Raw genomic sequence first — 20,952 nt, forward strand, 5'->3', positions numbered from 1 at the left:
GAAAGGCCTCCGAGCCGTCAGCAGGACACGCAGTTGTCGTTGTTCTTCGAGCCGAGCCGCTCCAGCAGCGCCACAATCTCCGGGAAGACGGTGACCCGCTGCACCGGACCGTTCGCCATGTCGGCGGTGGTCTCGCCCTTGCGGGTGAGCACGGTGACGTCCGCCCCGCGTTCCACGAGGTATTCGATGAGTTCCCGGTCCCCGCGGGCCGCGGCGTTGTGGAGCGGCGAGAACCCGTTGTAGTCACGCGCGTTCACGTTCGCGCCCAGCTCCTCGACCAGGTAGCGCACCGACGGGAGCCACCCGTTGGGGGCGTGCCGATGGGCATTACCCGCCAGCCCGAGGCCGTAGCCGACGCCGGAGGCCGCGTGGATGGGCTGCACGCCCGGGCCCCCGATCGGCACCACGGGCAGTCCCGAGGGATCCGGCTTCGGCTCGCCGTCGTCGCGGCCGTTGCCGGTCGAGGGACGCCCCGGCGGGCGGAAGGTCGGGGTGGTGTAGTTGGCGCCATAGGCCACCAGCAGCCGCATCGCGTCCACGTCGGTGCCGTAGGCCGCGCGCCAGAAGGGGGTAGCGCCCCAGGTGTCGACTCCGAGGACGTTGTGGTTGAAGGAGGTGTACCAGAGGTGGCGCTTCAGGCGCACGTTGGGGTCGGCGCCGGCGTCGAGCAGAGCCTTCATGAGCTCCAGGTAGGTGGTGTTCTCCTGCTTGATCGCGGTGGGCTGCGGATAGAAGGACTTGGGGACCCACTGCAGGTGGACCGCGGCGTAGAGGGGCGTGGCGCCCGGGTCGCTCTGCAGGTTGGGGTCGGCGCCCTGGTCGAGCAGCCACATGGAAAGATCGAAGTGGCCGTTCAGGGTCGCCATGAGCAGCGCGGAACTCAGGTCGCCGCCGGTGACCTGGTCGATGTCGGCTCCGCCGTCGAGCAGCGTCTTGACGACGTCGTGTTGGCCCTCGCGCGCTGCATAGTGGAGCGCAGTGTTGCCGCCCTGCCTGCCCACCAGCTGATCGTAGGACATCGGCGCCCGGGTCTGCCCGCGGACGGCGGCCCTCCCGGCCGGCCGTTCTTCTTCCTCCTCGCCTTCGTCTTCCTCTTCTTCGTCGTCGTCCTGCCGGGTTCCGTCCACGGGGGTGTCGGAGATGATGTCCTCGCCGAAGAGCGCGGAGAGGCGGGCGTCACGCTGCCTGATGAGCACGCGGTCTTCCCGGGCCATGGCCGGGTAGTCGATGACGTTGGTCTGGATCGACGGATCCGCGCCCGCCCCGAGCAGCGAGCGCACCATGTCGGTCCGGCCATAGGCGGCGGCGAACATGAGCGGCGTCTGCCCATTGGCGGATTCCTGCGCGTTCACATCGGCGCCCTTGTCCACCAGGGCCACTGCGATCTCCGGGTTGCCCGACCAGGCGGCGTAGTGGAGCGCGGTTTCGCCCGTCTCGGTGGTCGCTTCGAGGTTGGCGCCCGCATCCGCCAGCAGGCGCACGATGCCGGCATGGCCCGCCCGGCTGGCCACCATCAGGGGCGTGAAGCCGCCCAGCCGGGTGGCCGCCTCCAGGTTCGCGCCCGCGAACACGAGCACGTCGGCCAACTCCTGCTGGCCGTTCTCGGCCGCCCAGTGCAGCGCGGTCATGCCGTCGCCCTGGGCCGCGTTCACATCCGCCCCGGCGCGCAGCAGCTCGCGAACCTCGTCGGCGTCGCCGCGCATGGCGGCGTCGGCCACCGGCGAGTCCGGCGGCACGGCTGCCGAGATCAGCAGCGTCAGACACACCAGGTTGATCTTCCATGCGGCCTTCATCGGCCCTCCTTCATGTGCGCGCACTCTTCGTTCCGTGACCGTCGGCACCGCGGGGATGCTCGGGTCTGCGACTAGGAACTCGAGCTGACGTCGTCGGCGTAGGAGGCGGGAAGCCTCATCAGCATCTCACCCGTGCTGTCGCCGAAGCTGTCGAGGTCGTCCAGCCCCAGCCTGTGGAGCAGCGTGAGCATCGCGTTGGCCAGCGGCGCGCCGTCCGGAGCCTTGACGTGCAGCCCGCCCTCGAGTCCCATGGCCTGTCCGCCCACCACGATGAAGGGCACGCGACGGTGGTTGTGCAGGTTTCCGTCGCCCATGGGCGAGCCGTACACGACCATCGTGTTGTCGAGCAGCGTGCCGTCCACTTCCGCCGTATTGTCGAGCTTCTCGAGCAGGTAGGGGAGCAGGCCGACGTGGTACTTGTTGATCTGATAGAAGCCCAGCACGCCCTCGTTGCCGGCTGCGTGCGACTGCGGATGGAAGCCCCCTTCACAGCCGCTCTCCGGGAAGACGCGCGACGACACGTCTCGGCTCATCTTGAGCGAGAAGACCCGGGTCATGTCGGTCTGGAAGGCGAGCGCCTGCAGGTCGAACATCATCTGCACGTGCTCGGTGTAGGAGTCCGGCACGCCCACCGGGGCCTCGGGCAGCTCGCGCTCGAACCCGCTGGTGTTGCGGGCCTCGGTGCGCTCGATGCGCCGCTCCAGTTCGCGTACGTCCTCGAGGTAGTGCTCCATGCGGATCCGGTCCTCGGGCGGGAGGGCGGCACGCAGCCGCGCGACCTCCTCGGTGACCCAGTCGAGGATGCTCGCCTGGGTGCGGCGCCGGCGCGCGCGCTCCTCGGGCGTGCCTCCGGCTCCGAAGAGCTGGTCGAAGGCCACGCGCGGATCCCGGGTCATGGGGAGCGGATCGGTGGGAGAGGCCCAGCTGATGGAGTCGGTGTACGCGCAGGCGTACCCGTACGAGCAGCCGCCCGACTGGTCCACGTTCTCAATGCAGAGCTGCATGGACGGAATCGCGGTCTCCTGGCCGAAACGCTGGGCGAAGAGCTGGTCCATGGAGGTGCCGACGTAAACGTCGGATCCCTCGGTGCGCCGCGGATGCGCCTGGGTTAGGAAGGTGGCGCTGGACCGGAAGTGGTCGGCGCCGATTTCCTTCGGGGCGAAGGCCTCCGCCTGCCGCACATCGGTGTTGCTGATGATGGTCAGGCGATCCTGGAAGCTCTCCAGCGGCTGGAGCGCGCTCGGGCTCAGATCGAAGCCGCGACCGAGCTTCGCGGGAGCCCACAGGTGCTGGGTCGCACCCCACTCGTTGCTCCCCGCGGCTCCGTGCGAGTTCTCGATGGCGATGAGGCGCGGCTTCTGCACTTCGGCGGCCACATCGCCCCAGAGCCTGCCGGCGGGAATCATGCTGTCCAGAAGAGGCAGCGCAAGCGCGACCCCCGAGCCCCGGAGAAAGGTCCGCCGCGGAATGTGGGTTCCGGTGATGAACTTCATGTCGTGCTCCTGTCGGTGACGGGGTAGCCCTGTCCTGTAGTCTCGTTGTGCGCCTTCAGCGTTGTGCTTCCGTAGCCAGTTCCGCTGCCCTGCGCATGCGGAAGGCGTCGCTCTCGACGATGCCGAGGATGAACTCGGAAGGACGAAAGTCGTTCTCTTCGGCTCGCCGCACGATCCGTCGCACGGCGGGCATGTCGTAGTATTCCACGCGGCGTCCCAGGCCATAGGCCATCAGGTTCACCGTGAAGTTGCGCAGCACCGGTGTCTTCAGCCGCAGCATCGCCTCGTGCAGGTCCGTGGGGCTGGTGAGCGGCGTGCCGTCGTAGAGCTGGCCCCGGGTGTCGAGGGCGATGCCGTTCTCGCGAATGCGCCAGCGGCCGGTCACGTCGAAGTTGTCGAGCGCCAGCCCGATCGGATCCATGAACTGGTGGCAGGCGTTGCAGACCATGTTGGCGCGATGGATTTCCATGCGCTCGCGCGTGGTGAGCATGCGCGTGCCTTCGGTACCCTCGGTCTCGTCGAGGTCGGGTATGCCCGGCGGGGGAGGGGGGGGCGGCGTGCCGAGGATGACCTCCATCACCCACTTCCCGCGCAGAACCGGGGAAGTGCGGTTGGCGAGCGAACTCTGGGCGAGCACGCTGCCGTGGCCGAAGACGCCGCGGCGCCGTTCCGACGGGTACTGCACCTTGCGGAACTCCTCGCCGACCACCCCGGGAATCCCGTAGTGGGTGGCCAGGCGTTCGTTCAGGAAGGTGTAGTCCGCGGTGATGAATTCGGTAACCGGCCGGTCTTCGCGGAACAGGTGGTCGAAGAAAAGCTCGGTCTCGCGGATGAGCGCATCGCCGAGCTGCTGGTCGTAGTCCGGAAAGAGCACCATGTCGGGGTTCAGCTTCTCCAGGTCCGACAGGCGCAGCCACTGCGCCGCGAAACGGCTGCTGAGCGCGCTTGAGCGAGGATCGGCCAGCATGCGCAGCGTCTGTTCGCGCAACGTTCGTCCCGAAAGCCGATTCGTGCGCGCCACGCTCGCCAGCTCCTCGTCCGGAGGCGACGCCCAGAGGAAGAAGGAGAGGCGGGAGGCCAGATCGATGTCGCTGATGCGGTAGGTTTCGCCCGGTTCCACCCCTTCCGGCCATTCCTCGAAGCGGAAGATGAAGTGCGGGCTGGCGAGGATCGCCTCGAGGGCGTAACGGACGCCGCCTTCGAAGCCGGACTCCTGCTCACCCTGGTCGTAGAAAGCCATCAGCCCGGTCAGGTCTGCCTCATCCACCGGCCGGCGGTAGGCGTCGGTCGCGATCCGCTCGATGATGGCGCGGGCGCACGGCCGCACCTCGTCCGGTCCGGTGGGACGGCAGGAGAAGATGTTGCGGCGACTCGGGGTGTCCGAGACGCCGGTCACCCTGGCCGGTCCCTTGATCACCAGGTCGCGGATGTGGGGCGGCATGGTGAGCCCGTATCCGATGCCGATCTGGGTGTCGGCGATGCTGTGTCCGTGCGCGGAGAAGAGATCGTCCACCGGGCCGCGCTCGGTCGGAATGAAGACCGCGGAGACTCGATGGGGACCCGCGCGCACCTGGATGGGGCCGGTCTCGAGGATCAGGCCCTTGCCGCCGGGGTCGACCTCGCCCATGAAGCGGTCGACGGGAAGCAGCGCGACCTGCTCGCCGTCGATCGAGATGTCCACGGCCTCGCCCGGCTCGTTACGGCCGAAGAGGTAGCCTTCCGGGGAGTAGTGGAAGGAAACGCTGAACTCGTAGGTGCCGTCGGCGGGGAAGTTGTGCACGACGGAGGTGCCGCCCCTGGAACCGTAGGGTGCGCCCGGCACGCGCTCCCGCTGGGAGGCGAGCCGGGGAATGCGGTAGGTGGTCTCCTGGTTCCCCGCGAGCGGGTTGCCCACCGCGAGGCGGGAGATCTCGCTGGCCGCCTTGAGATAGGCGCTCAGAAGCGTCGGCGAGAGCGCCTGCACGTCGGCGATGTTGTCGAAGTTCGCGCTCTTGGTATCGAGCGGAAGGAAGTTCGCCGCATCGATTTCGATCTCCAGAAGATCCCGGATCGACCTCTGGTACTCGGCCCGATTCAGCCTCTGGAAGGTGCGGCCGCCCGGGTTGGGGGCTTCCGCAGCGGCCCGGTCCATGTTGGCTTCGAGGGTCTCGACCAGCAGCTGGAGGGTGTCGCCTCCCGGGCGCGGGATGCCCGGCGGCGGCATCATTCCGGCGCGCAGCTTCTGGATCATCTTTTCCGCCGTCTCCGCCGTGCTCGGGGCGGCGGCCACATCGAAGCCGATCAGGGAAAGGTTGCCGGTCTGGAGAAAGTCGTTGTGGCAGACCTGGCAGTAGCGGACGACCACGGCGGTGAGGTCTTCGTTGGCAATGGTGGCGGAGCCGTGGCCGACGATGGCGGCCGAGGGCTGCCCCGCGCGCGTCGCCGGTCCCCGATCCGGTCCGGCCGCGCCCTGGCCGACGAAGCTGCTTCCGCTCGCAAGCAGAAGTCCCGAGATGAGCCCCGATGCCGCAAGTGCGCGCATGACATTCCTCTCCACGATCCTGAAGACGCCTAACCGTAGAGGAATAGCTCGCGCGGACCCTCCGCGCAAGCAGACGAAACGGCTAGTTTGTGGCCATGCTCCCTCTCGTCTCAGCGTTGCTGGCTCCGCTGGCCGGGGTGCTCATCTACGTCACGATGCACCACCGGCCGCGCACGGTTCGGCTGCTCGACACGGCGGTCATCGTCGCGCTTCCGCTTCTCGTGGCGGTCCAGGTAGTGCCGCACGCCTGGGCCGAACGGAGTATGGTGCCCGTCCTGGTAGTGGCGCTCGGGGCCGGGCTGGTCGCGCTGGTCGAGCGACTTTCCCATACCCTGGCCCGCTACACCGACGACGCGACCATCCTGTTCGCCGTGCTGGGCATCTCCGTGCACGCGCTGCTGGAAGGGAGCGCGCTCACGGCCGGCGCTTCCCCGGCCTTCGTCCTCGCGGTGGTGGTTCACCGGGTGGCGCTGGGATTGCTCATATGGTGGCTGGTGGTGCCGCGTCACGGCGTGCGGGCAGCCGGTGCCGGGGTGGGTGCCATCATTGCCGCGACACTGGCCGGGTACGTGGTAGGCACCGGCGTGATCACCGGCCTGGCGTCCGTCGACAGCCACCTCCTGGAAGCCTTCGTGGCGGGCACCCTCCTTCACGTGGTCCTGCACCAGGGACGCGAGGACCACCGGCACTGAGAAGGCGGTCAGGGATCGTCCACCTGAGCCTGATAGAGGCGGCGTCCCTCCTCGAAGGTGGCGAGAACCTCTTCCTTGTGCGCGGGGTCGTCCCAGCGGTCCATGAACCGCAGTTCGTACAGCACCTGATCGATCCAGCGCACGAAGAATGCGGCGTCTTCGCGGGAGTGGATGGGTTCCTCGTCGGCGATGACGAAGACCGGGTTGGTGTGGGCGAACAGGTAGCTGTCCATGGCGCCGTGCTGTGGCGGTCCCAGGGCGCGCGCGGCGATCCAGCCTGAGTTCTCGACCGGGATCTCCAGCTCGGCGCTGAGCGATTTCGCGTCTTCGGCGGCCTCGACCGTGTGCACCACGCGCCCGTCCTGGATGATCTCCAGGCGGTGCATGCGGAAGAGCGACTCGGCGGTGGCGTTCACCGTTACCCTTTCGCCCGCGGTGACCTGAAGTTCCTCGCCCATTCCCCTGCCGGCGACATCGAGGGTGAGGATGGGGCCGCTGGTCACGAAGGCGCGTCCCGCCGCCATGGCGTCGGCCCAGGCGTCGTAGTCGAGCCGGTCCTCGCCGGTATGGACATACGTGCGCGTGGTGCCGACCGCCGGGTGCCGCCAGATGTCCGACATCACATCCGTGCCCGCCGTCGCGGGAATGCGGGATCCCGTGTTGAGCAGGCGATACCATATCTCGGCCGTTCCCAGCTCGTCGCTCCAGATGCAGGCCACGTCCACGAAGTCCGCCAGGCCGAGGATGGCATCCACGGGCAATTCGCGGGCGGAGCCGGCTCCGGCGGCATCCGGGTCGCGGTGCCGGAGCCCGAAGGGATGCACGTAGCCACCGATGCCGCCCTGTTCGTGGACGCGGCGAAGAACGTGCGCGTTGTCGGGATAAAGGGCGTGGTGGGCGGTGCCCACCGAGCCGATGTAGAAGGGCGTGATCAGTTCGACCAGGTTCAGCAGCGAGAGGTGCGCGAAGAAGCTGGGCCGGTATTCCTCGTTGTAGTAGACGATGGTCCTGGGGTCGTCGTGCGGATGCGGATGCGGGCGCCCGAGGAAGTGTTCCAGATCCTCGACCCGGCTGTTGCCCCAGTAGTTGGCGATCATGCCGTTGGCCACGTTCAGGTCTTCGGCCCGCGCCTTGTCGCCGAGGTCGGCGGGAGTGATGAAGTAGTGCCCGCCGTAGTTGGGATGGATGTGGTTGTCGCCCGAGTACCAGCCTTCGGCGGCCATGTCGATCCAGCGGTCGAGCTGGACCTCGACGATGGTGTGCTCGCCCGCCCGCACCTCGACGGGGCGCGAGACGGGCTCGTATTCGAAGCCGCGCCAGGCTTCCAGGCTCGCCTCGCCGGCGGGGAGGGTCACCGTGAAGCTGCCGTCGCTGTGGAAGTAGTAGTCCTCGGTAACGCTGACGACGCGCGGATAGCTGCCGTGGGGGAAGTACGCCCGCCCGTCGGCGCCCGTCAGATAGATGCGTGACGGCAACAGCTCGCCGCCGGAGTCGGTGACGCGCACCCGCAGCTGGCCGGTCGGCTCCGACCACGCGTAGCCGTCGATGCGCACTCGCCGGGGCTGCCCGCCGCCGCGCCCGACCGTGTACAGCGCGAAGCCCATCCCGCCGTCGATGGTGCGCGGCTGGTCGTCGGTGCCGCCGTTGCGGGCAAAGACGATGCGCTCGCCATCCGGTGACCATGACGGGAAGTACTCGTCCGTGCGCGTGTGCGTGAGGCGCACCGGCTGGATGCCGCGCAGCGACTTCGCGCTGGGGACGGCGTAGAGATCGTTGTTGCCGGACGCGTCGGTGATGTACGCGACGATGCCCCCGTGGGAGGCGACGACCGGAGCCGCCTGGTAGTTGGTCTCGATGCGGATGAGGAGTTCGGACTCCCCGGTCTCCGCGCGCCAGCGCCAGAGCGAGCCCGAGCCCAGCGCGGCCTCGCCACGCCGGGACACGAAGACGATGTCGCCGCTCGAACCGACCCAGTCGCCGGCCATGTCGTTCACGTCGGGATCGGCGATCACCGGCTCGGCGGCCGCGCGCGCCAGGTCGTACACCCAGAGGTCGAAGGTGCCGTCGCGCTCGGTGGTGAAGAGGATGCGCGAGCCGTCGGGCGACCAGCGGGGCCGGAGGTCCAGAAACGGATGATCGGTCAGCTGCCGCGACGCGCCCGTCGAGACCTCCACCACGAAGATGTCGAAGTTGCGGTCGATGTCGGCCGCGTAGGCGACCTGGCGCCCGTCGGGTGACCAGCTGGGCTGGGAATGATAGCCGGGGCCGCTGCTCAACTGGCGCGCCGTCCCGCCCTCGACCGGGACGATCCAGATCCTCCCCTGGTACGCAAACGCCAGTTCTTCACCGTCCGGCGACCACGCGGGATAGGTGGGGGAAGCCGTCACTGGCGGGGGAAAATAGCTCTCCATGTACATCCGTCCCGCGCCACCGGCACCCGCGAGCGACGGGTAGCCTCCGGGGAACGGGTCCGGGTACTCGTAGGCGTCCTGGGCGGCCGAGGCCGGGACCGGCGAGGAGGGCAGGACGGCCGCGGCAAAACCGGGGGCGAGAAGAAGGGCGGGCCGGAGGAGCGGAACGCGGAGGAAACCGCGCAGCGATGCGATGCGGTTCATCGGTCGATCTCCTTTGGGAATGAGCGACAATGGATGCAGGATAGGTGTCAGGCACCTGTGTGACGAACCGGGCTGCGGCTTCCCGGGACCGGGCAGCCGGTTCGGGGACGGGCAGCGCGGTGGGCGCGAAAACGAAGGAGACCGGTTGCCGTCCGCGCCCATCCGGTGGAGTTTGCGCAGGACTTTGTACGTCAACTGAATTCCGCGAGCAAGCCGATGGATGAGAAGAATCGCCCCCTGACAAACCCGCTGGCGGTGGGAGCCGCCGCCGCCCTTCTGGCAACCCTGGCCACCGCCCAACCGGCGGCGGCACAGAGCCACTTTGAGCCCATGGACGTCTTTGCGCTCGAGTTCGCGGCCGACCCGCAGATCTCCCCGGATGGCAGCCGGGTCGTCTACGTGCGCAACTCGATGGACATCATGCGCGACCGGCGCCGGTCGGAACTGTGGATCGTGGACGTGGACGGGTCCGGGCACCGGCGCCTGGGCGAGGGAGGATCGCCGCGCTGGTCCCCGGACGGCACCCGGCTCGCCTACACGGCGGGTGGGCAGATCCACCTGCGCTGGATGGACACCGGCGAGACCGCCACACTGACCCAGCTTACCGAGTCGCCGGGCGGCATCCGCTGGTCGCCCGACGGCCGCCGGATCGCCTTCAACATGCTGGTGCCCTACCCGGCGCCCAGCCTGGTGGCGCCGCCGCGCCCGCCCGAGGGGGCCGAGTGGGCGGCTCCGCCCATCATGGAGGACCGCTTCAAGAACCGGCAGGACGGGGTCGGCTACCTGGACTTCGGCTACAGCCACCTCTTCGTCATCCCGGCGGAGGGGGGCACCCCGGTCCAGGTGACCACGGGCGACTTCCAGCACTCCAGCGCGGCGGCCTGGACGCCCGACGGCGGGAGCCTCGTGTTCTCGTCCAACCGCAACCCGGACTGGGTGCTCGACTACCGGAACTCCGAGCTGTACATCGCGCCGGTTGCGGGCGGGGAGATTCGCGCCCTGACCGACCGTTCCGGTCCCGACCAGAGCCCCGCGGTCTCCCCGGACGGGCGGCAGATGGCCTTCGTCGGCTACGAGGACCGCACGCGCACCTACCAGGTGAGCCGGCTGCAGGTCATGAACCTGGACGGCAGCGGTGGGCGCGTCCTGACAGGCGGCCTGGACCGCAGCGTCGCGAACCCGGTGTGGGCGTCGGACGGCAGCGGCCTCTACTTCCAGTACGACGACGAGGGCAACTCCAAGGTCGGGTTCGTGACGCTGGACGGTGAGATCGACGTGCTGGCGGAGGACCTGGGCGGCACTTCGTACGGCCGGCCCTACGGGGGCGGGTCGTTCTCGGTCGCGGGGGACGGCAGCATCGCGCTCAACCAGACCCGCCCGGACATGCCCGGCGAGGTCGCCGTGCGCCTTCGCGGCGACAACGAACCGCGGCGCATCACCGCGCTCAACGACGATCTGCTCGCAAACCGCACGCTGGGAGAGGTGGAAGAGATCTGGTGGGAATCGTCGTTCGACGGCCGTCCCATCCAGGGCTGGATCGTCAAGCCGCCGGACTTCGACCCGGCGCGGCGCCATCCGTTGATCGTCGAGATCCACGGCGGTCCGGTCTCCAACTACGGCGACCGGTTCTCCGCCGAGATGCAGCTTCTCGCCGCCGCGGGGTACGTCGTCCTCTATCCCAACCCCAGGGGCAGCACCAGCTACGGCGAGGAGTTCGCGGACCTGCTCTACCACAACTATCCCGGCCAGGACTACGACGACATCATCTCCGGCGTCGACGCGGTGATCGACAGGGGGTACATCGACGAGAACAACCTCTTCGTCACCGGGGGCAGCGCGGGCGGGATCATGACCGCGTGGATCGTCGGCAAGACCGATCGATTCCGCGCCGCGGTGGCGCAGAAGCCGGTCATCAACTGGATCAGCAAGACGCTCACCGCGGACAACTGGTACGGCTACTACTTCAGCCGCTATGACGGTCTGCCCTGGGAGAACCCCGACCCCTACTGGGAATTCTCTCCGCTGTCCCTGGCCGGCGAAATCAACACCCCGACGCTGATCATCACCGGCGAGGAGGACCTGCGCACGCCGCTGTCGGAGTCGTACCAGCTCTTCCACGCCCTGAAGATGCGCGAGATCGACACGGCGGTGATCCGGCTGCCCGGGGCCTCCCACGACATGAGCCGGCGACCCAGCCAGCTCATGGCCAAGATCGCCAACATCGTGGCCTGGTTCGACAAATACCGGGCGACCCCGCGGGCCAGCTGAGGCCAGCCGGCGCGCCCCGCCAACCCCCTTTCCTTCGCAAACCGGACCGAATCCATGACCAGCCTGCGCATCTTGCTCGCCCTCGTCGTCGCCGTGACCATTGCCAAGGTGGCCGGCGGCATCGTGTCCGGCAGCCTGGCGCTCCTCGCCGACGCCGGATACGGCCTGACCCTGGGCGTGGCCCTGGGACCGGCGCTGCTGGCGGCCGGATCGGACGCGCCCGCTGGCGCGGTGCGGCGCACCTTCCGCTACCAGCGCGCCGACATCGTGGCCTCTCTGGCCAGCGCGCTCGTGCTGTGGGGGATCGCGGCGTGGATTCTGCTCGAGGCGTGGGGCCGGTTCGGCGAGGTCTCCGATGTCGACGGCGGTCTCCTGCTGGGTATCGCGGTGATCGGGCTGGCGGTGCATCTCATCGTCATGCTCATGCTGAGACAGCCCGCGCAGAAGCACGGGGGCGCCGCGCACGCCCTGGAGCAGACCCTCCCGAGCGTCATGGGTCCGGCGGCCGCGGTCCTGGCGGGCCTGGCCATCCAGATGTTCGGATGGCAGGCGGCGGATCTCGCGTGCGCGGCCCTGATCGCCATCCTGGCGCTCGTCAACACCTGGCGCCTGCTGGCCCACGTCGTCCACGTGCTGCGCGGGGGCACGCCGGAGCACATCGACGTCGACCGGCTCTGCCGCCGGATCGAGGACCTGCCCGGGGTGACCCTGATGCACGACGTGCACGTCTGGACGCAGACGCCGGGAAGCGACGCCCTCGCCGCCCATGTCCTGGTCGACCCGGAGCGCCGGGGGGAGATGGACTCCCTGCTCGGCCGCATCCGGACCATCGCCAACGAGGAGTTCGACATCCGGCACGTGACCGTCCAGCTGGAGACCACGGCCGCGAACTGGAAGGAAGATCCCCGCGTCGCTGCGCGGCTCGGGCGGCGCGGCTAGCCATCGCGTGGACCAATTGATTGCCTACGCGCGGCCGGCGTGACCCCGTGCGGCGAATCCTCGTCCTGAACTGGCAGGACCGGGAAAACCCGCAGGCCGGTGGAGCCGAAGAGCACGTCCACCAGGTCTTCGGCCGACTCGCCGGACGGGGCTACGAGGTTGCGCTGCTGGCCTCGGGCTTCGAGGAGTGCGAGCCCCGCGTGCGGCTGGACGGCATCGAGGTTCACAGGACCGGCGGACGCTACACCTTCTCGATGGCCGCGCCCTGGTACTACCTGCGCAACCTGCGGCGCGAACGCTGGGACGTGGTGGTGGACAACCTCAACAAGGTGCCCCTCTTCTCTCCGTGGTGGGCGTCGGCCCCGGTGGTGCCGCTCGTGCACCACCTGTTCGGGCTCACCGCCTTCCGCGAAGCCTCCTTCCCCCTCGCGGCGGCGACCTGGCTCATGGAGCGGCCGCTCCCGCTGGTGTATCGACGCCGGCCCACCATTGCGGTTTCGCGGAGCACGCGCGACGACCTGACCCGACGAGGACTGCGGGCTCCCATGGAGGTCATTCCGGTCGGGGTCGACACCGCGCACTACGCGCCGCACGCGGAGGGCCGCAGGACGCCCGCGCCTTCTCTGCTGTACCTGGGACGCCTCAAGCGCTACAAGGGCGTCGATCTGCTGGTGCGCGCGGTGGCGAAGCTTGCGCGGCAGGGACTGCGCGTCGACTTGAAGGTGGCCGGCGCGGGCGACGCCCGCCCGGAGCTGGAGCGGCTGGCAGGCGAGCTGGGCGTGGAGGATCGGGTCATCTTCCTCGGATTCGTGGACGACCGGACGAAGATCGACCTGATGCGCACATCGTGGGTGCACGGGCTCACGTCTCCCAAGGAGGGCTGGGGGATCACTGTGCTCGAGGCCGGCGCCTGCGGCACGCCCTCGGTCGCGAGTGACGCCCCCGGGCTGCGCGAGGCGGTGCTGGATGGAAAGACCGGACTGCTGGTGCCCCACGGCGACGTCGAAGCCCTGGCCGGGGCGGTCCGGAGGCTGGTCACGGACGGGGAACTTCGCGGGCAACTCGGAGCGGGCGCGCGCGCCTACGCCGAGTCGCTGTCGTGGGACGCAACCAGCGTCGCGGTGGAGCGCTTTCTGCTTGCGGTTTCCTCCGGCGAGGCGGTGTCCTGAGGCCCGGGGAGCGGGCCGACCACTATCCCAACCCGAAATCCTGCGCGATGGCGTGACAGGTCGCCGCGGCCGAGAGGACCACGCCCGGCACGCCCGCGCCGGGATGGGTTCCGGCTCCCGCGAGGTAGAGCCCGCCCACCTCTTCGCTCCGGTTGTGCGGCCGGAACCAGGCGGTCTGGGTCAGCCTGGGCTCGATTCCGAAGGCGTTGCCCAGGACCGCGCCGAACTGGGTCGCGAAGTCGTCGGGGGTGAAGACCTCCCGCACCTCCACGGCCCCGGTGAGCCCCTCCAGCCCCCAGGCTTCCAGGGCGTCGAGGACGCGAAGCGTCATCCGGGGAGCCTCGATGGCCCAGTCGATGCCCGAGGCGGCGTTCGGAACGGGCACGAGGACATACATGCTCTCACAGCCCGGAGGCGCCATGGAGGGGTCGGTCCGGGACGGCGTGTGCAGGTACATGCTGAAGTCTCCGGCCAGCGTCTTCCGGTCGAAGATATCCCGCACCAGGCCCTCGTACCGGGGCCCGACGATGATGGTGTGGTGCATGAGCTGCGGGTAACGCCTGCGCACGCCGAGATAGAGCAGGAAGCAGCTCATCGACTGATGCAGGCGCGCGAGCCGGTCGTCGGTCCAGCGGCGCCGGCGCACATGGCCCAGGAGCCGCCCGTAGGTGTGCCCCGGGTCGGCGTTGCTCACGACGATATCGGCGGGAAGGAAGGACCGGGGCAGTTCGCGGCCCCCCGTCCCGCCCACGCGAACGCCCCTCACCCTTCGCCTGAGCACCTCCACGCGCAGTGCCGGCGTTTCCGTGTACAAGACGCCGCCGATCTCGCGGAAGACGGTCTCAAGGGCGGTGACCAGGCTGTACATGCCCCCGCGCGCGTACCAGACGCCGCCTTCCTTCTCCAGGTACGGGATCATGAGAAAGATGGAGGGGGCGCGGAACGGGTTGCCTCCCAGAAACAGAGGATGGAACGAGTACAGGAAACGGTGTCGCCAGTTGTGGAAGTGTCGCGCCACGGAGCGGGCGACCGGCCTCCAGGCGTTCAGGCGGGCCACCCGGGGCGCGAACCGGACCATGGCGGCAAGCGTGTCGAAGGGGCGGGCCCCCAGCCCCTCGGTGATGACGGCGTCATGGATGGGCCGGAGAGCGGCGAAGAAGTCCTCGAGGCGCGCCGCGTCGCCGGGGTAGTACCTGGCCATCGACGCCTTCATGCGCTCCATGTCCGAGGTGTAGTCGAGCCAGGTGCCGTCGTGAAACCAGACCCGGTAGAAGGGGTCGAGGGGGACCAGGGAGACGTAGTCGCCGAGGCGTCGGCCGGCCGCCGCGAACAGGTCTTCGAGGAGCGCCGGAGCCGTGATCAGGCTGGGGCCGGTATCGAACACGTATCCGTTCCGGCGCAGCTGGCCCGCCCGTCCGCCCAGCTGGGCGCGCTGTTCGACGAGGGTTGTGGACACTCCGGCCGCCTGGAGGCGGATGGCCGAGGCGAGGCCGCCGAAGCCACTCCCGATGACGACGGCGCGGAGCGGTTTGTACCCGTCGGAGCCGCCCTGCGGTGGACGCGGCGCCGCGCCGTTGGTGCGCCCGGCGGACCTGGAAGACATGGGGCGCCTACCCTCGCGCGGCGGGGTGCCGTTCGACGCGCCACCGCCGCCCGGCCCGCAGGCGCCCGTAGCCCCGGCGGGCGAGCACCACCTTGGCCGGCAGGGAGGTGTGGGCGCGGAGGTTCAGACTGTCGTGACCGTTGGCGCGCACCTGGTCGTGGATGCCCTGATAGACCTGCGCGGCCACCGCCACGGCGCGCTGGAAGGAAGCCGGCAGGTGGGGCATGCCTTCGTAGGCGTCGGCATAGGCGGCATCGGCGATGCCCATGAGTTCCTCGAGCAACCCGGAGTACGCCGCTCCCACTCCGCCTCCACGTCGCGCGCGCGCCCGCACCGCGAGGAGCGCCTCCCGGCTCACGCCATGGGCGGCCATGCGGTCGGCGGGGAGGTAGAGCCGCCCGCGCGCGAGGTCCTCTCCGACATCGCGGATGATGTTGGTGAGCTGCATCGCGTGCCCCAGCGTGTGTGCGCGCTCGATCACCCAGCCGTCGCGCACGCCGAACGAATACGTCAGCCAGGCGCCCACCACCGACGCGACGCGATGGGTATAGAGGCGCAGCTCGTCCATGGTCCGGTAGATGCGCGGTTCGACGTCCATGCGCACGCCTTCGATGAGTTCGGACGCGAGGTCGAAGGGGATGCGCCGGCTTGCCATATCGCCCATGACCGCGTCGGCGAGGGGGATCCCCGTCGCCTCGCCGTCGTAGGCCGCCCGGCAGATCGCGGCCCAGGCGTCAAGCGTTCGATACAGGTCGACGCCGGGTGCGGAGGTCTCGTCCACCAGGTCGTCCGTGAACCGGCACCAGGCGTAGATCTCCCGCACTCTCCTGCGTTCCTCCGGCGCGAAGAGCCGGGCGGCGAAGGAGAAGCTGCGGCTGTGGCGGGCGAAGTAGCGTCCCCACTCCCGCCGGGCCCCGAGCGCCTGGGCGCGGGCCGCGATGGAGGTGATCGTCGTGAAGGCGGGGGGCGCGGCCGGCCCGTCCGCCCGCCGCCGGCCGCTTGTGGAAAGGCGGGACGCGGATCCGTTTGCGGGGATCCGCGGCGCGGGGCGCCTCGCAAGACCTTGCGCCGCCGCGCGCTCGCAGCGCCGGACCCATCTGCGCATGAGGTCGACGAGGGCCGGGTCGGCCTTTGCCGCGAGGAGCCTGCCCGCCAGCTTCGAGCCGCGCGCGCGCAGACCCTCCAACGCCTCGTGTGCCATGGACGGAGCGGCGGGGACATGTTCGGTACCGTTAGTCCTCTTCCGGAAGAACTCGCGCAGCGCCTCTTCGGGGGTGAGATCGAACCACCGGGGTCCGCGGTCGCCGAGCACGGAGGTCCAGACCCGGTTCCGGAAGTCCTGTAGCTTGGGCTTGCCGGTATCGTCGCCGGGGCAGTAGTCCAGGAAGTCGTCCACCAGTTGATAGAACGCCCCGAATTCGATCCCGAGCTCGCGGAGTTCGCGCGCCGACCGGATGGCTGCGCCATCGCCCGCCCAGCCCGCCAGCCCCGCCGCCGCCCCGAATAGCGCACCGCTCTTGGCGCGCACCACTTCCAGGTATCCGTCCGCGTGGCACCCGCGCGCCGACACTTCCCCCTGCATCTTCTCGCCCCGGACGGTTGTCTCCACGGCCTCCGTGAAGGCGGTCAGGAATCCCTCCGAGCGGGTCATGAGCGCGACCCGGTAGCTCCCGGTCAGGCAGAGGTCCCCCGCGAGGAGGGCGGCGCCCGCGCCCTTCGCACCCAGCAGGGAGGAGGAGTTGCGGCGCTTCGCTCCGCCGTCGAGGACATCGTCGTGGTGGAGCGAGGCCTCGTGCGCCATCTGCACGGCCAGGCAGCCAAGCCAGAAGCGATCGGTGAGACGGTCGCGCCGCTCCGGTGGCACGAAGGCCAGCGCGGTCCGGGGGCGGAGCAGCTTGCCGCGCAGGGGCGGCACCGCAACCCCCCGCTCGGAGGCCGCCTTGCCCGCCCTGGCGAGCCCCGTCTCGACGAGGCCGCTGGCCGCTAGCGTGCTTCGCGCGCTACCCACCGCTGCCCCCCCTTCACCAGCGCCAGCACGGCCACGGTCGCCATCACCGCTCCCCGGTATCCGCCGACCAGCGTCATCGCAAGCGACAGCGCCAGCACCGTCGCGTAGTACGTCTCCATGAGCGGGACGGGGATGCGCCGGGCTGCTTCGTCCGCCCGCACCAGGTCGAACCCGGCCATGATCGCCACCCCCGTCGCGAACCACCCGGCCAGGTTGACGAGCGGCATCCCGTAGTACGGCCCCGGCGTCTCCCATACCCAGTACCGCGTCAGCGAACTCATCGCGGGATCGAGCGTCAGATCCCAGGTCGTCAGCAGAAGCGCCCCGATTCCCCAGCGCGCGACTCGTGAATCAGCCATGGCGTTCGCGATGACGTAGGAAGGAAACGCCATCATGAACCAACTGAGTGGAATCAGCAGGGGAACCAGCCCGGCGACCCGGTATCCCAGCAGCTCGGTGTAGCGATAGGCGCTGAACGGAAACCCGGTGGCGGTGCCCAGCAGCTCGGCGCCCAGCGACAGTCCTCCGGCCACTGCCAGTCCCGGGAGCCAGCTCCATCCGGCGCGGGCCGAGAGGGAGATCGCCAGCGCCGCGAACGCGACGAGGATGTGGCCGCGGGCGAAGAACTCGAACGCAACCGGAAAGAACCCGGCGGACGAGGGGAAACTGGCAAGCAGTTCGGGATGCCGTCCGAAGGTGGCGTACCCCGCGACGGATGCCATGGAGAACAGAGCCAGGGCCGCGAGGCCGATCTGGTCCACGCGAGTCAGTCCGGACATCGGTGGATCAGGCGGGAATCGATGCGGTCTGCGGAAAATGCCGGTCCATCCAGCGCTGGAACGCCGACAGGCTGGCGAACCGCCCGGACCGGCCGAGCGGCCACCCGCGCACGGCGGATCGGGTTCCTCGGCTGCCGGTGCCTCCGACCGCGAGCGCGAAGGGCCGTCGGGGATCGGCGAGTTTGCCCGCGACCTCGATGAACCGTCGCACGTCGTTGGGGCCGGATGGTGGCGTCACGGACAGGCACACCAGCGCGGCTCCCCGGGCTCGCTGCGCGGCCACGATTTCCGGGATCGGCAGGCCGGTGCCCAGATACTCGACCGCCCACCCGCGCTGCACCAGCATCAGGCGGACCAGGAGAGCGCCCAGGCCGTGACGGTCGGTCTCGAGGGTGCCAACGACGGCCACCGGCGGTTGCGGGCCCGGCCGCCGGTCGGCATGGCCGCTCCCTCCGACCAGAGAGATAATCGTTTCGCTCACCTCGCGGGTGGCGGCGCGCTCGTCGGCGATCCGCAGTTCCCCTCGCCGCCACCCCTCGCCCACCCTGCGCAGGAACCCTCCGAGCACGCCGTCCAGAATCCGCGCTCCGATCGGATCAACCGCCGTCACATGGCGCAGGAAGCGACCGATCAGGTGCGCCCGCCCAAGCTTGAGCCAACCGACGAGCAGGTTTCGCGCCGGCGAGGCGTTGCCGCCCTCCAGCGCCTGAACCGCGGTCCAGACCGCCCCGGCGTCGTCCCCGAACCAGTGCAGATACACTTCGTTGCCGCGCTCCCGCGCCACGCGCAGGGCGGTGTCCAGCGGGATGCGGCGGTGGCCCCCGGCGGTGGTCCCGACCCGGGCGCCCGCCGAAGCGGGCTCAGGGCGGGCGGCGCCGGATGCACCAGACCCGCGAACCCCCCGGAACCACCGCTTTACGGTGGAGGAATGCACGCCCAGCAGTTCCGCAACTTCGCGTGTGCCGAGCTGCACGGGCTCCGGGTTGGCTGGGGATACGATCAAAGCGTTCGTAGGGGCAACGCGTGAGCGGTTTGCGAGCGGGCGCAGGTGTCATGATAGCATCAAATACGCGTAACAGACAACTGATAATCGGTATGAAACAGACGCACGGCTGCAAACGGCCCCTGAATTCGCTCATCGTGGTCTCTCAGGACGGTTTGACCCGAGGCCGCGCGGGCCGGCCCCGGTGATGCGTGTCAGGATGGGCTCCCGCCCGGCGGTTACCGTCCGGCCGCCTGCCTCCCCAGCCGGATGGCCTCCTCCGCGCCGCCCACCTGCATGAGCAGCCCGAGGAAACCCTCACCGACCCGCTGCCCGATGTCGCCGGCGTTGGCGGTGATCATGTCCGCGAGCCCCGCCCGCGTGGCCTCGGCGAGGACGGCCTGGTTGCCCTGCTCGGCCGCCTCGCGGTCGCCGCCGAGGGCGCCGGTGAGGCTGCCGATGCCGCACGCCAGCACGCTGTAGCCGGGCACGTCCGCGATGGCGGCGGCCTCCGCGACCGCATCCGGGTCCTCGACCATGAGCATGGCGATCACCGTGCCGTCCGGGTTGGCGGGCGACCACACGTCCGCGCCCGTGTCCTCGAAGAAGCTCACCGCGGCGCGCGCCTCCGCTACGTTGCGGACGTGCGGCAGGACGACCCCGTCGGCACCCAGCTCGAGCGCCTCCCGCACGCGGGCGCGGGTCGCTTCCTCCCCATCCTGTTCGATGGACGGGATGCGCACCAGCAAGGTCTTGCGGCCGACCGCGCCGGGGGAGCGCAGGCCCGTGGCGATGGCCTCCACCGCGGCCGGGTCGTAGCTCCGCTCGAGGTTGAGGAAGACGAAGTCCAGGAGGGGATTGCGCGCCAGTTCACGCCCGCCTTCGACGGTGTACCGCGGTGGGCCCCTCTGGCCGCGCGCGCCTGGGCCCGCCCCCGGCTCCGCTCCCGGCCCCGCCCCGGGTGCCGCTGCCGCTCCTGGCCCGCCACCCCCGGCGAACTCCGGCGGGACGAACACCCCGAAGGCGGCCAGGTTGCGCTCCCAGAGCCCGATCGTGCTGGTCGCGCGCGCGACCTCCGCCTCCGCCCGCCCGGCGTGAGCGCGCCCCACCGCGAGCGCCTCCGGCGACGTGACGATGAAGAACCGGAACCCCTGGTCGAGGCGCTCACCGATGTCGTCGGGTCCGGCCGTGATGCCGCACGCCACGCCGGCCGCCAGGCACTCTGCCAGGACGGTCTGGATGGCGGCCTCCACCGCCTCCATGTCCCCCTCGTAGGCGCGCCGCAGGTCGCCCGGGCCGGGGATCACCACGCTCACCCCGGGGGTGCGCACGATCTCGGCCGCGCGTTCGATCCCCACCCGGTCCTCGATGAGAAGGATGTTCACCAGGTTGCCGTCCGGGTTGCCCGGCCACCCCGCGTCGCCGAGCGCCCCCACCGCCAGCTCCGCCTCCTCGACGCTCTCCACGTGCGGGTAGACGATCGAATGGGCGCCGGCATCCAGCCCCGCCCGCGCGCGCACCCGGGCCGAGTCGGCCCCGTCCCGGATGGGCGGGATGCGCAACGCCACCGGCTGGGGCGCGTACTCGCCCGCCCCCTCGCGCATCCCTCCCATGTACGCCTCCATGGCGGGGATGTCGAAGGGCCCGGACTCCAGCGAGTAGAAGACGAAGTCGACCTCGCGGTTGCGCGCCATGCGTGCGCCCTGCCCGGGCGTGTGCTCGCCGGAGAAGATGCCGAAGACGGGCTGGCCGGTCGCGAGCAGATCGACCATCGGGTTGGCCCCGGTTGCGGAGGCCGCGGTCTGCTCCTGCGTACCGGGCGCATCCCCGGAGGGTGCGCACGACGCGACCGCCGCCGCTATGGCGAGAAGGAGGGTCGCGGACAGACCGCGGGAGCCGGACGAGGGTCGGAGCGGGCGCATGGGACGATCCTCCTGAGCGGGGACGGGGATGGCTGACGCGCCAAGGCGACCACGGCGCGTCGCACGGGCACGCATGACGCATCATGCATGCGCGGGCGGCCGAAATGCCAGTAACGGCCCGCTCCCCGCCGGGCACCTACCGCCGTGCTCAACACTATGGCATCTTCC

General features: G+C 69.9%; 13 protein-coding genes. 4 read left to right on the forward strand and 9 right to left on the reverse strand.

Features of this window, described 5'->3' with window-relative positions:
- Positions 1 to 17: 17 nt before the first annotated feature.
- The 3 genes from OXU32_13765 to OXU32_13775 all read right to left on the reverse strand — a co-directional run bounded on the left by OXU32_13765 (position 18) and on the right by OXU32_13775 (position 5,807).
- Positions 18 to 1,793 carry an ankyrin repeat domain-containing protein gene (locus tag OXU32_13765; protein ID MDE0075019.1) on the reverse strand — a complete coding sequence of 592 codons (1,776 nt, stop codon included), beginning with the start codon at positions 1,791 to 1,793 and terminating at the stop codon, positions 18 to 20.
- A gap of 71 nt (positions 1,794 to 1,864) precedes the next feature.
- Positions 1,865 to 3,286: a DUF1552 domain-containing protein gene (locus OXU32_13770; protein MDE0075020.1), complete on the reverse strand. Its 1,422-nt coding sequence runs from the start codon at positions 3,284 to 3,286 to the stop codon at positions 1,865 to 1,867.
- Between the two features lie 55 nt (positions 3,287 to 3,341).
- Positions 3,342 to 5,807: a DUF1592 domain-containing protein gene (locus OXU32_13775; protein ID MDE0075021.1), complete on the reverse strand. Its 2,466-nt coding sequence runs from the start codon at positions 5,805 to 5,807 to the stop codon at positions 3,342 to 3,344.
- Positions 5,808 to 5,902: 95 nt separating this feature from the next.
- Between OXU32_13775 and OXU32_13780 the strand changes: the two genes are divergently transcribed.
- A complete protein-coding gene (locus OXU32_13780; protein MDE0075022.1) occupies positions 5,903 to 6,499 on the forward strand; it encodes a hypothetical protein in 597 nt (198 codons plus the stop codon).
- Between the two features lie 8 nt (positions 6,500 to 6,507).
- Here OXU32_13780 and OXU32_13785 read toward each other — a convergent pair whose 3' ends face one another.
- Entirely contained in the window at positions 6,508 to 9,114 is a 2,607-nt protein-coding gene (locus tag OXU32_13785) for a CehA/McbA family metallohydrolase (protein ID MDE0075023.1), read from the reverse strand.
- A 216-nt stretch (positions 9,115 to 9,330) separates the two neighbouring features.
- On the opposite strand from OXU32_13785, the gene OXU32_13790 reads away from it, so the two are divergent.
- The 3 genes from OXU32_13790 to OXU32_13800 are packed head-to-tail and all read left to right on the forward strand — an operon-like array spanning position 9,331 to position 13,490.
- Positions 9,331 to 11,382 (forward strand): S9 family peptidase, encoded by a 2,052-nt coding sequence (locus OXU32_13790; protein MDE0075024.1) that lies wholly within the window; start codon positions 9,331 to 9,333, stop codon positions 11,380 to 11,382.
- Positions 11,383 to 11,436: 54 nt separating this feature from the next.
- Entirely contained in the window at positions 11,437 to 12,321 is an 885-nt protein-coding gene (locus OXU32_13795; protein ID MDE0075025.1) for a cation diffusion facilitator family transporter, read from the forward strand.
- 47 nt (positions 12,322 to 12,368) lie between these two features.
- A complete protein-coding gene (locus OXU32_13800; protein ID MDE0075026.1) occupies positions 12,369 to 13,490 on the forward strand; it encodes a glycosyltransferase family 4 protein in 1,122 nt (373 codons plus the stop codon).
- 22 nt (positions 13,491 to 13,512) lie between these two features.
- Here OXU32_13800 and crtI read toward each other — a convergent pair whose 3' ends face one another.
- The 5 genes from crtI to OXU32_13825 all read right to left on the reverse strand — a co-directional run bounded on the left by crtI (position 13,513) and on the right by OXU32_13825 (position 20,784).
- A complete protein-coding gene (gene crtI / locus OXU32_13805; GenBank protein MDE0075027.1) occupies positions 13,513 to 15,093 on the reverse strand; it encodes a phytoene desaturase family protein in 1,581 nt (526 codons plus the stop codon).
- 7 nt (positions 15,094 to 15,100) lie between these two features.
- Positions 15,101 to 17,101, reverse strand: coding sequence for a squalene/phytoene synthase family protein (locus OXU32_13810; GenBank protein ID MDE0075028.1), 2,001 nt, complete (start codon positions 17,099 to 17,101; stop codon positions 15,101 to 15,103).
- Complete coding sequence (locus OXU32_13815) at positions 17,077 to 17,880, reverse strand: carotenoid biosynthesis protein (protein ID MDE0075029.1); 804 nt, start codon at positions 17,878 to 17,880, stop codon at positions 17,077 to 17,079. The genes OXU32_13810 and OXU32_13815 overlap by 25 nt, the downstream gene beginning before the upstream one ends.
- 7 nt (positions 17,881 to 17,887) lie before the next feature.
- Positions 17,888 to 18,853 (reverse strand): cobalamin-dependent protein, encoded by a 966-nt coding sequence (locus OXU32_13820; GenBank protein ID MDE0075030.1) that lies wholly within the window; start codon positions 18,851 to 18,853, stop codon positions 17,888 to 17,890.
- 248 nt (positions 18,854 to 19,101) lie between these two features.
- Positions 19,102 to 20,784: an aldolase/citrate lyase family protein gene (locus OXU32_13825; GenBank protein MDE0075031.1), complete on the reverse strand. Its 1,683-nt coding sequence runs from the start codon at positions 20,782 to 20,784 to the stop codon at positions 19,102 to 19,104.
- Positions 20,785 to 20,952 lie beyond the last annotated feature (168 nt).

It is taken from the genome of Gammaproteobacteria bacterium (assembly GCA_028819075.1).
GTDB lineage: Bacteria > Gemmatimonadota > Gemmatimonadetes > Longimicrobiales > Gaopeijiaceae > BD2-11.

Excerpts from the sequence above, each read along its gene's own strand:
- crtI (MDE0075027.1), bottom strand. The coding sequence starts at position 15,093 with ATGTCTTCCAGGTCCGCCGGGCGCACCAACGGCGCGGCGCCGCGTCCA.
- OXU32_13775 (MDE0075021.1), bottom strand. The coding sequence starts at position 5,807 with ATGCGCGCACTTGCGGCATCGGGGCTCATCTCGGGACTTCTGCTTGCG.
- OXU32_13790 (MDE0075024.1), top strand. The coding sequence starts at position 9,331 with ATGGATGAGAAGAATCGCCCCCTGACAAACCCGCTGGCGGTGGGAGCC.
- OXU32_13770 (MDE0075020.1), bottom strand. The coding sequence starts at position 3,286 with ATGAAGTTCATCACCGGAACCCACATTCCGCGGCGGACCTTTCTCCGG.
- OXU32_13780 (MDE0075022.1), top strand. The coding sequence starts at position 5,903 with ATGCTCCCTCTCGTCTCAGCGTTGCTGGCTCCGCTGGCCGGGGTGCTC.
- OXU32_13825 (MDE0075031.1), bottom strand. The coding sequence starts at position 20,784 with ATGCGCCCGCTCCGACCCTCGTCCGGCTCCCGCGGTCTGTCCGCGACC.
- OXU32_13765 (MDE0075019.1), bottom strand. The coding sequence starts at position 1,793 with ATGAAGGCCGCATGGAAGATCAACCTGGTGTGTCTGACGCTGCTGATC.
- OXU32_13795 (MDE0075025.1), top strand. The coding sequence starts at position 11,437 with ATGACCAGCCTGCGCATCTTGCTCGCCCTCGTCGTCGCCGTGACCATT.
- OXU32_13785 (MDE0075023.1), bottom strand. The coding sequence starts at position 9,114 with ATGAACCGCATCGCATCGCTGCGCGGTTTCCTCCGCGTTCCGCTCCTC.
- OXU32_13815 (MDE0075029.1), bottom strand. The coding sequence starts at position 17,880 with ATGTCCGGACTGACTCGCGTGGACCAGATCGGCCTCGCGGCCCTGGCT.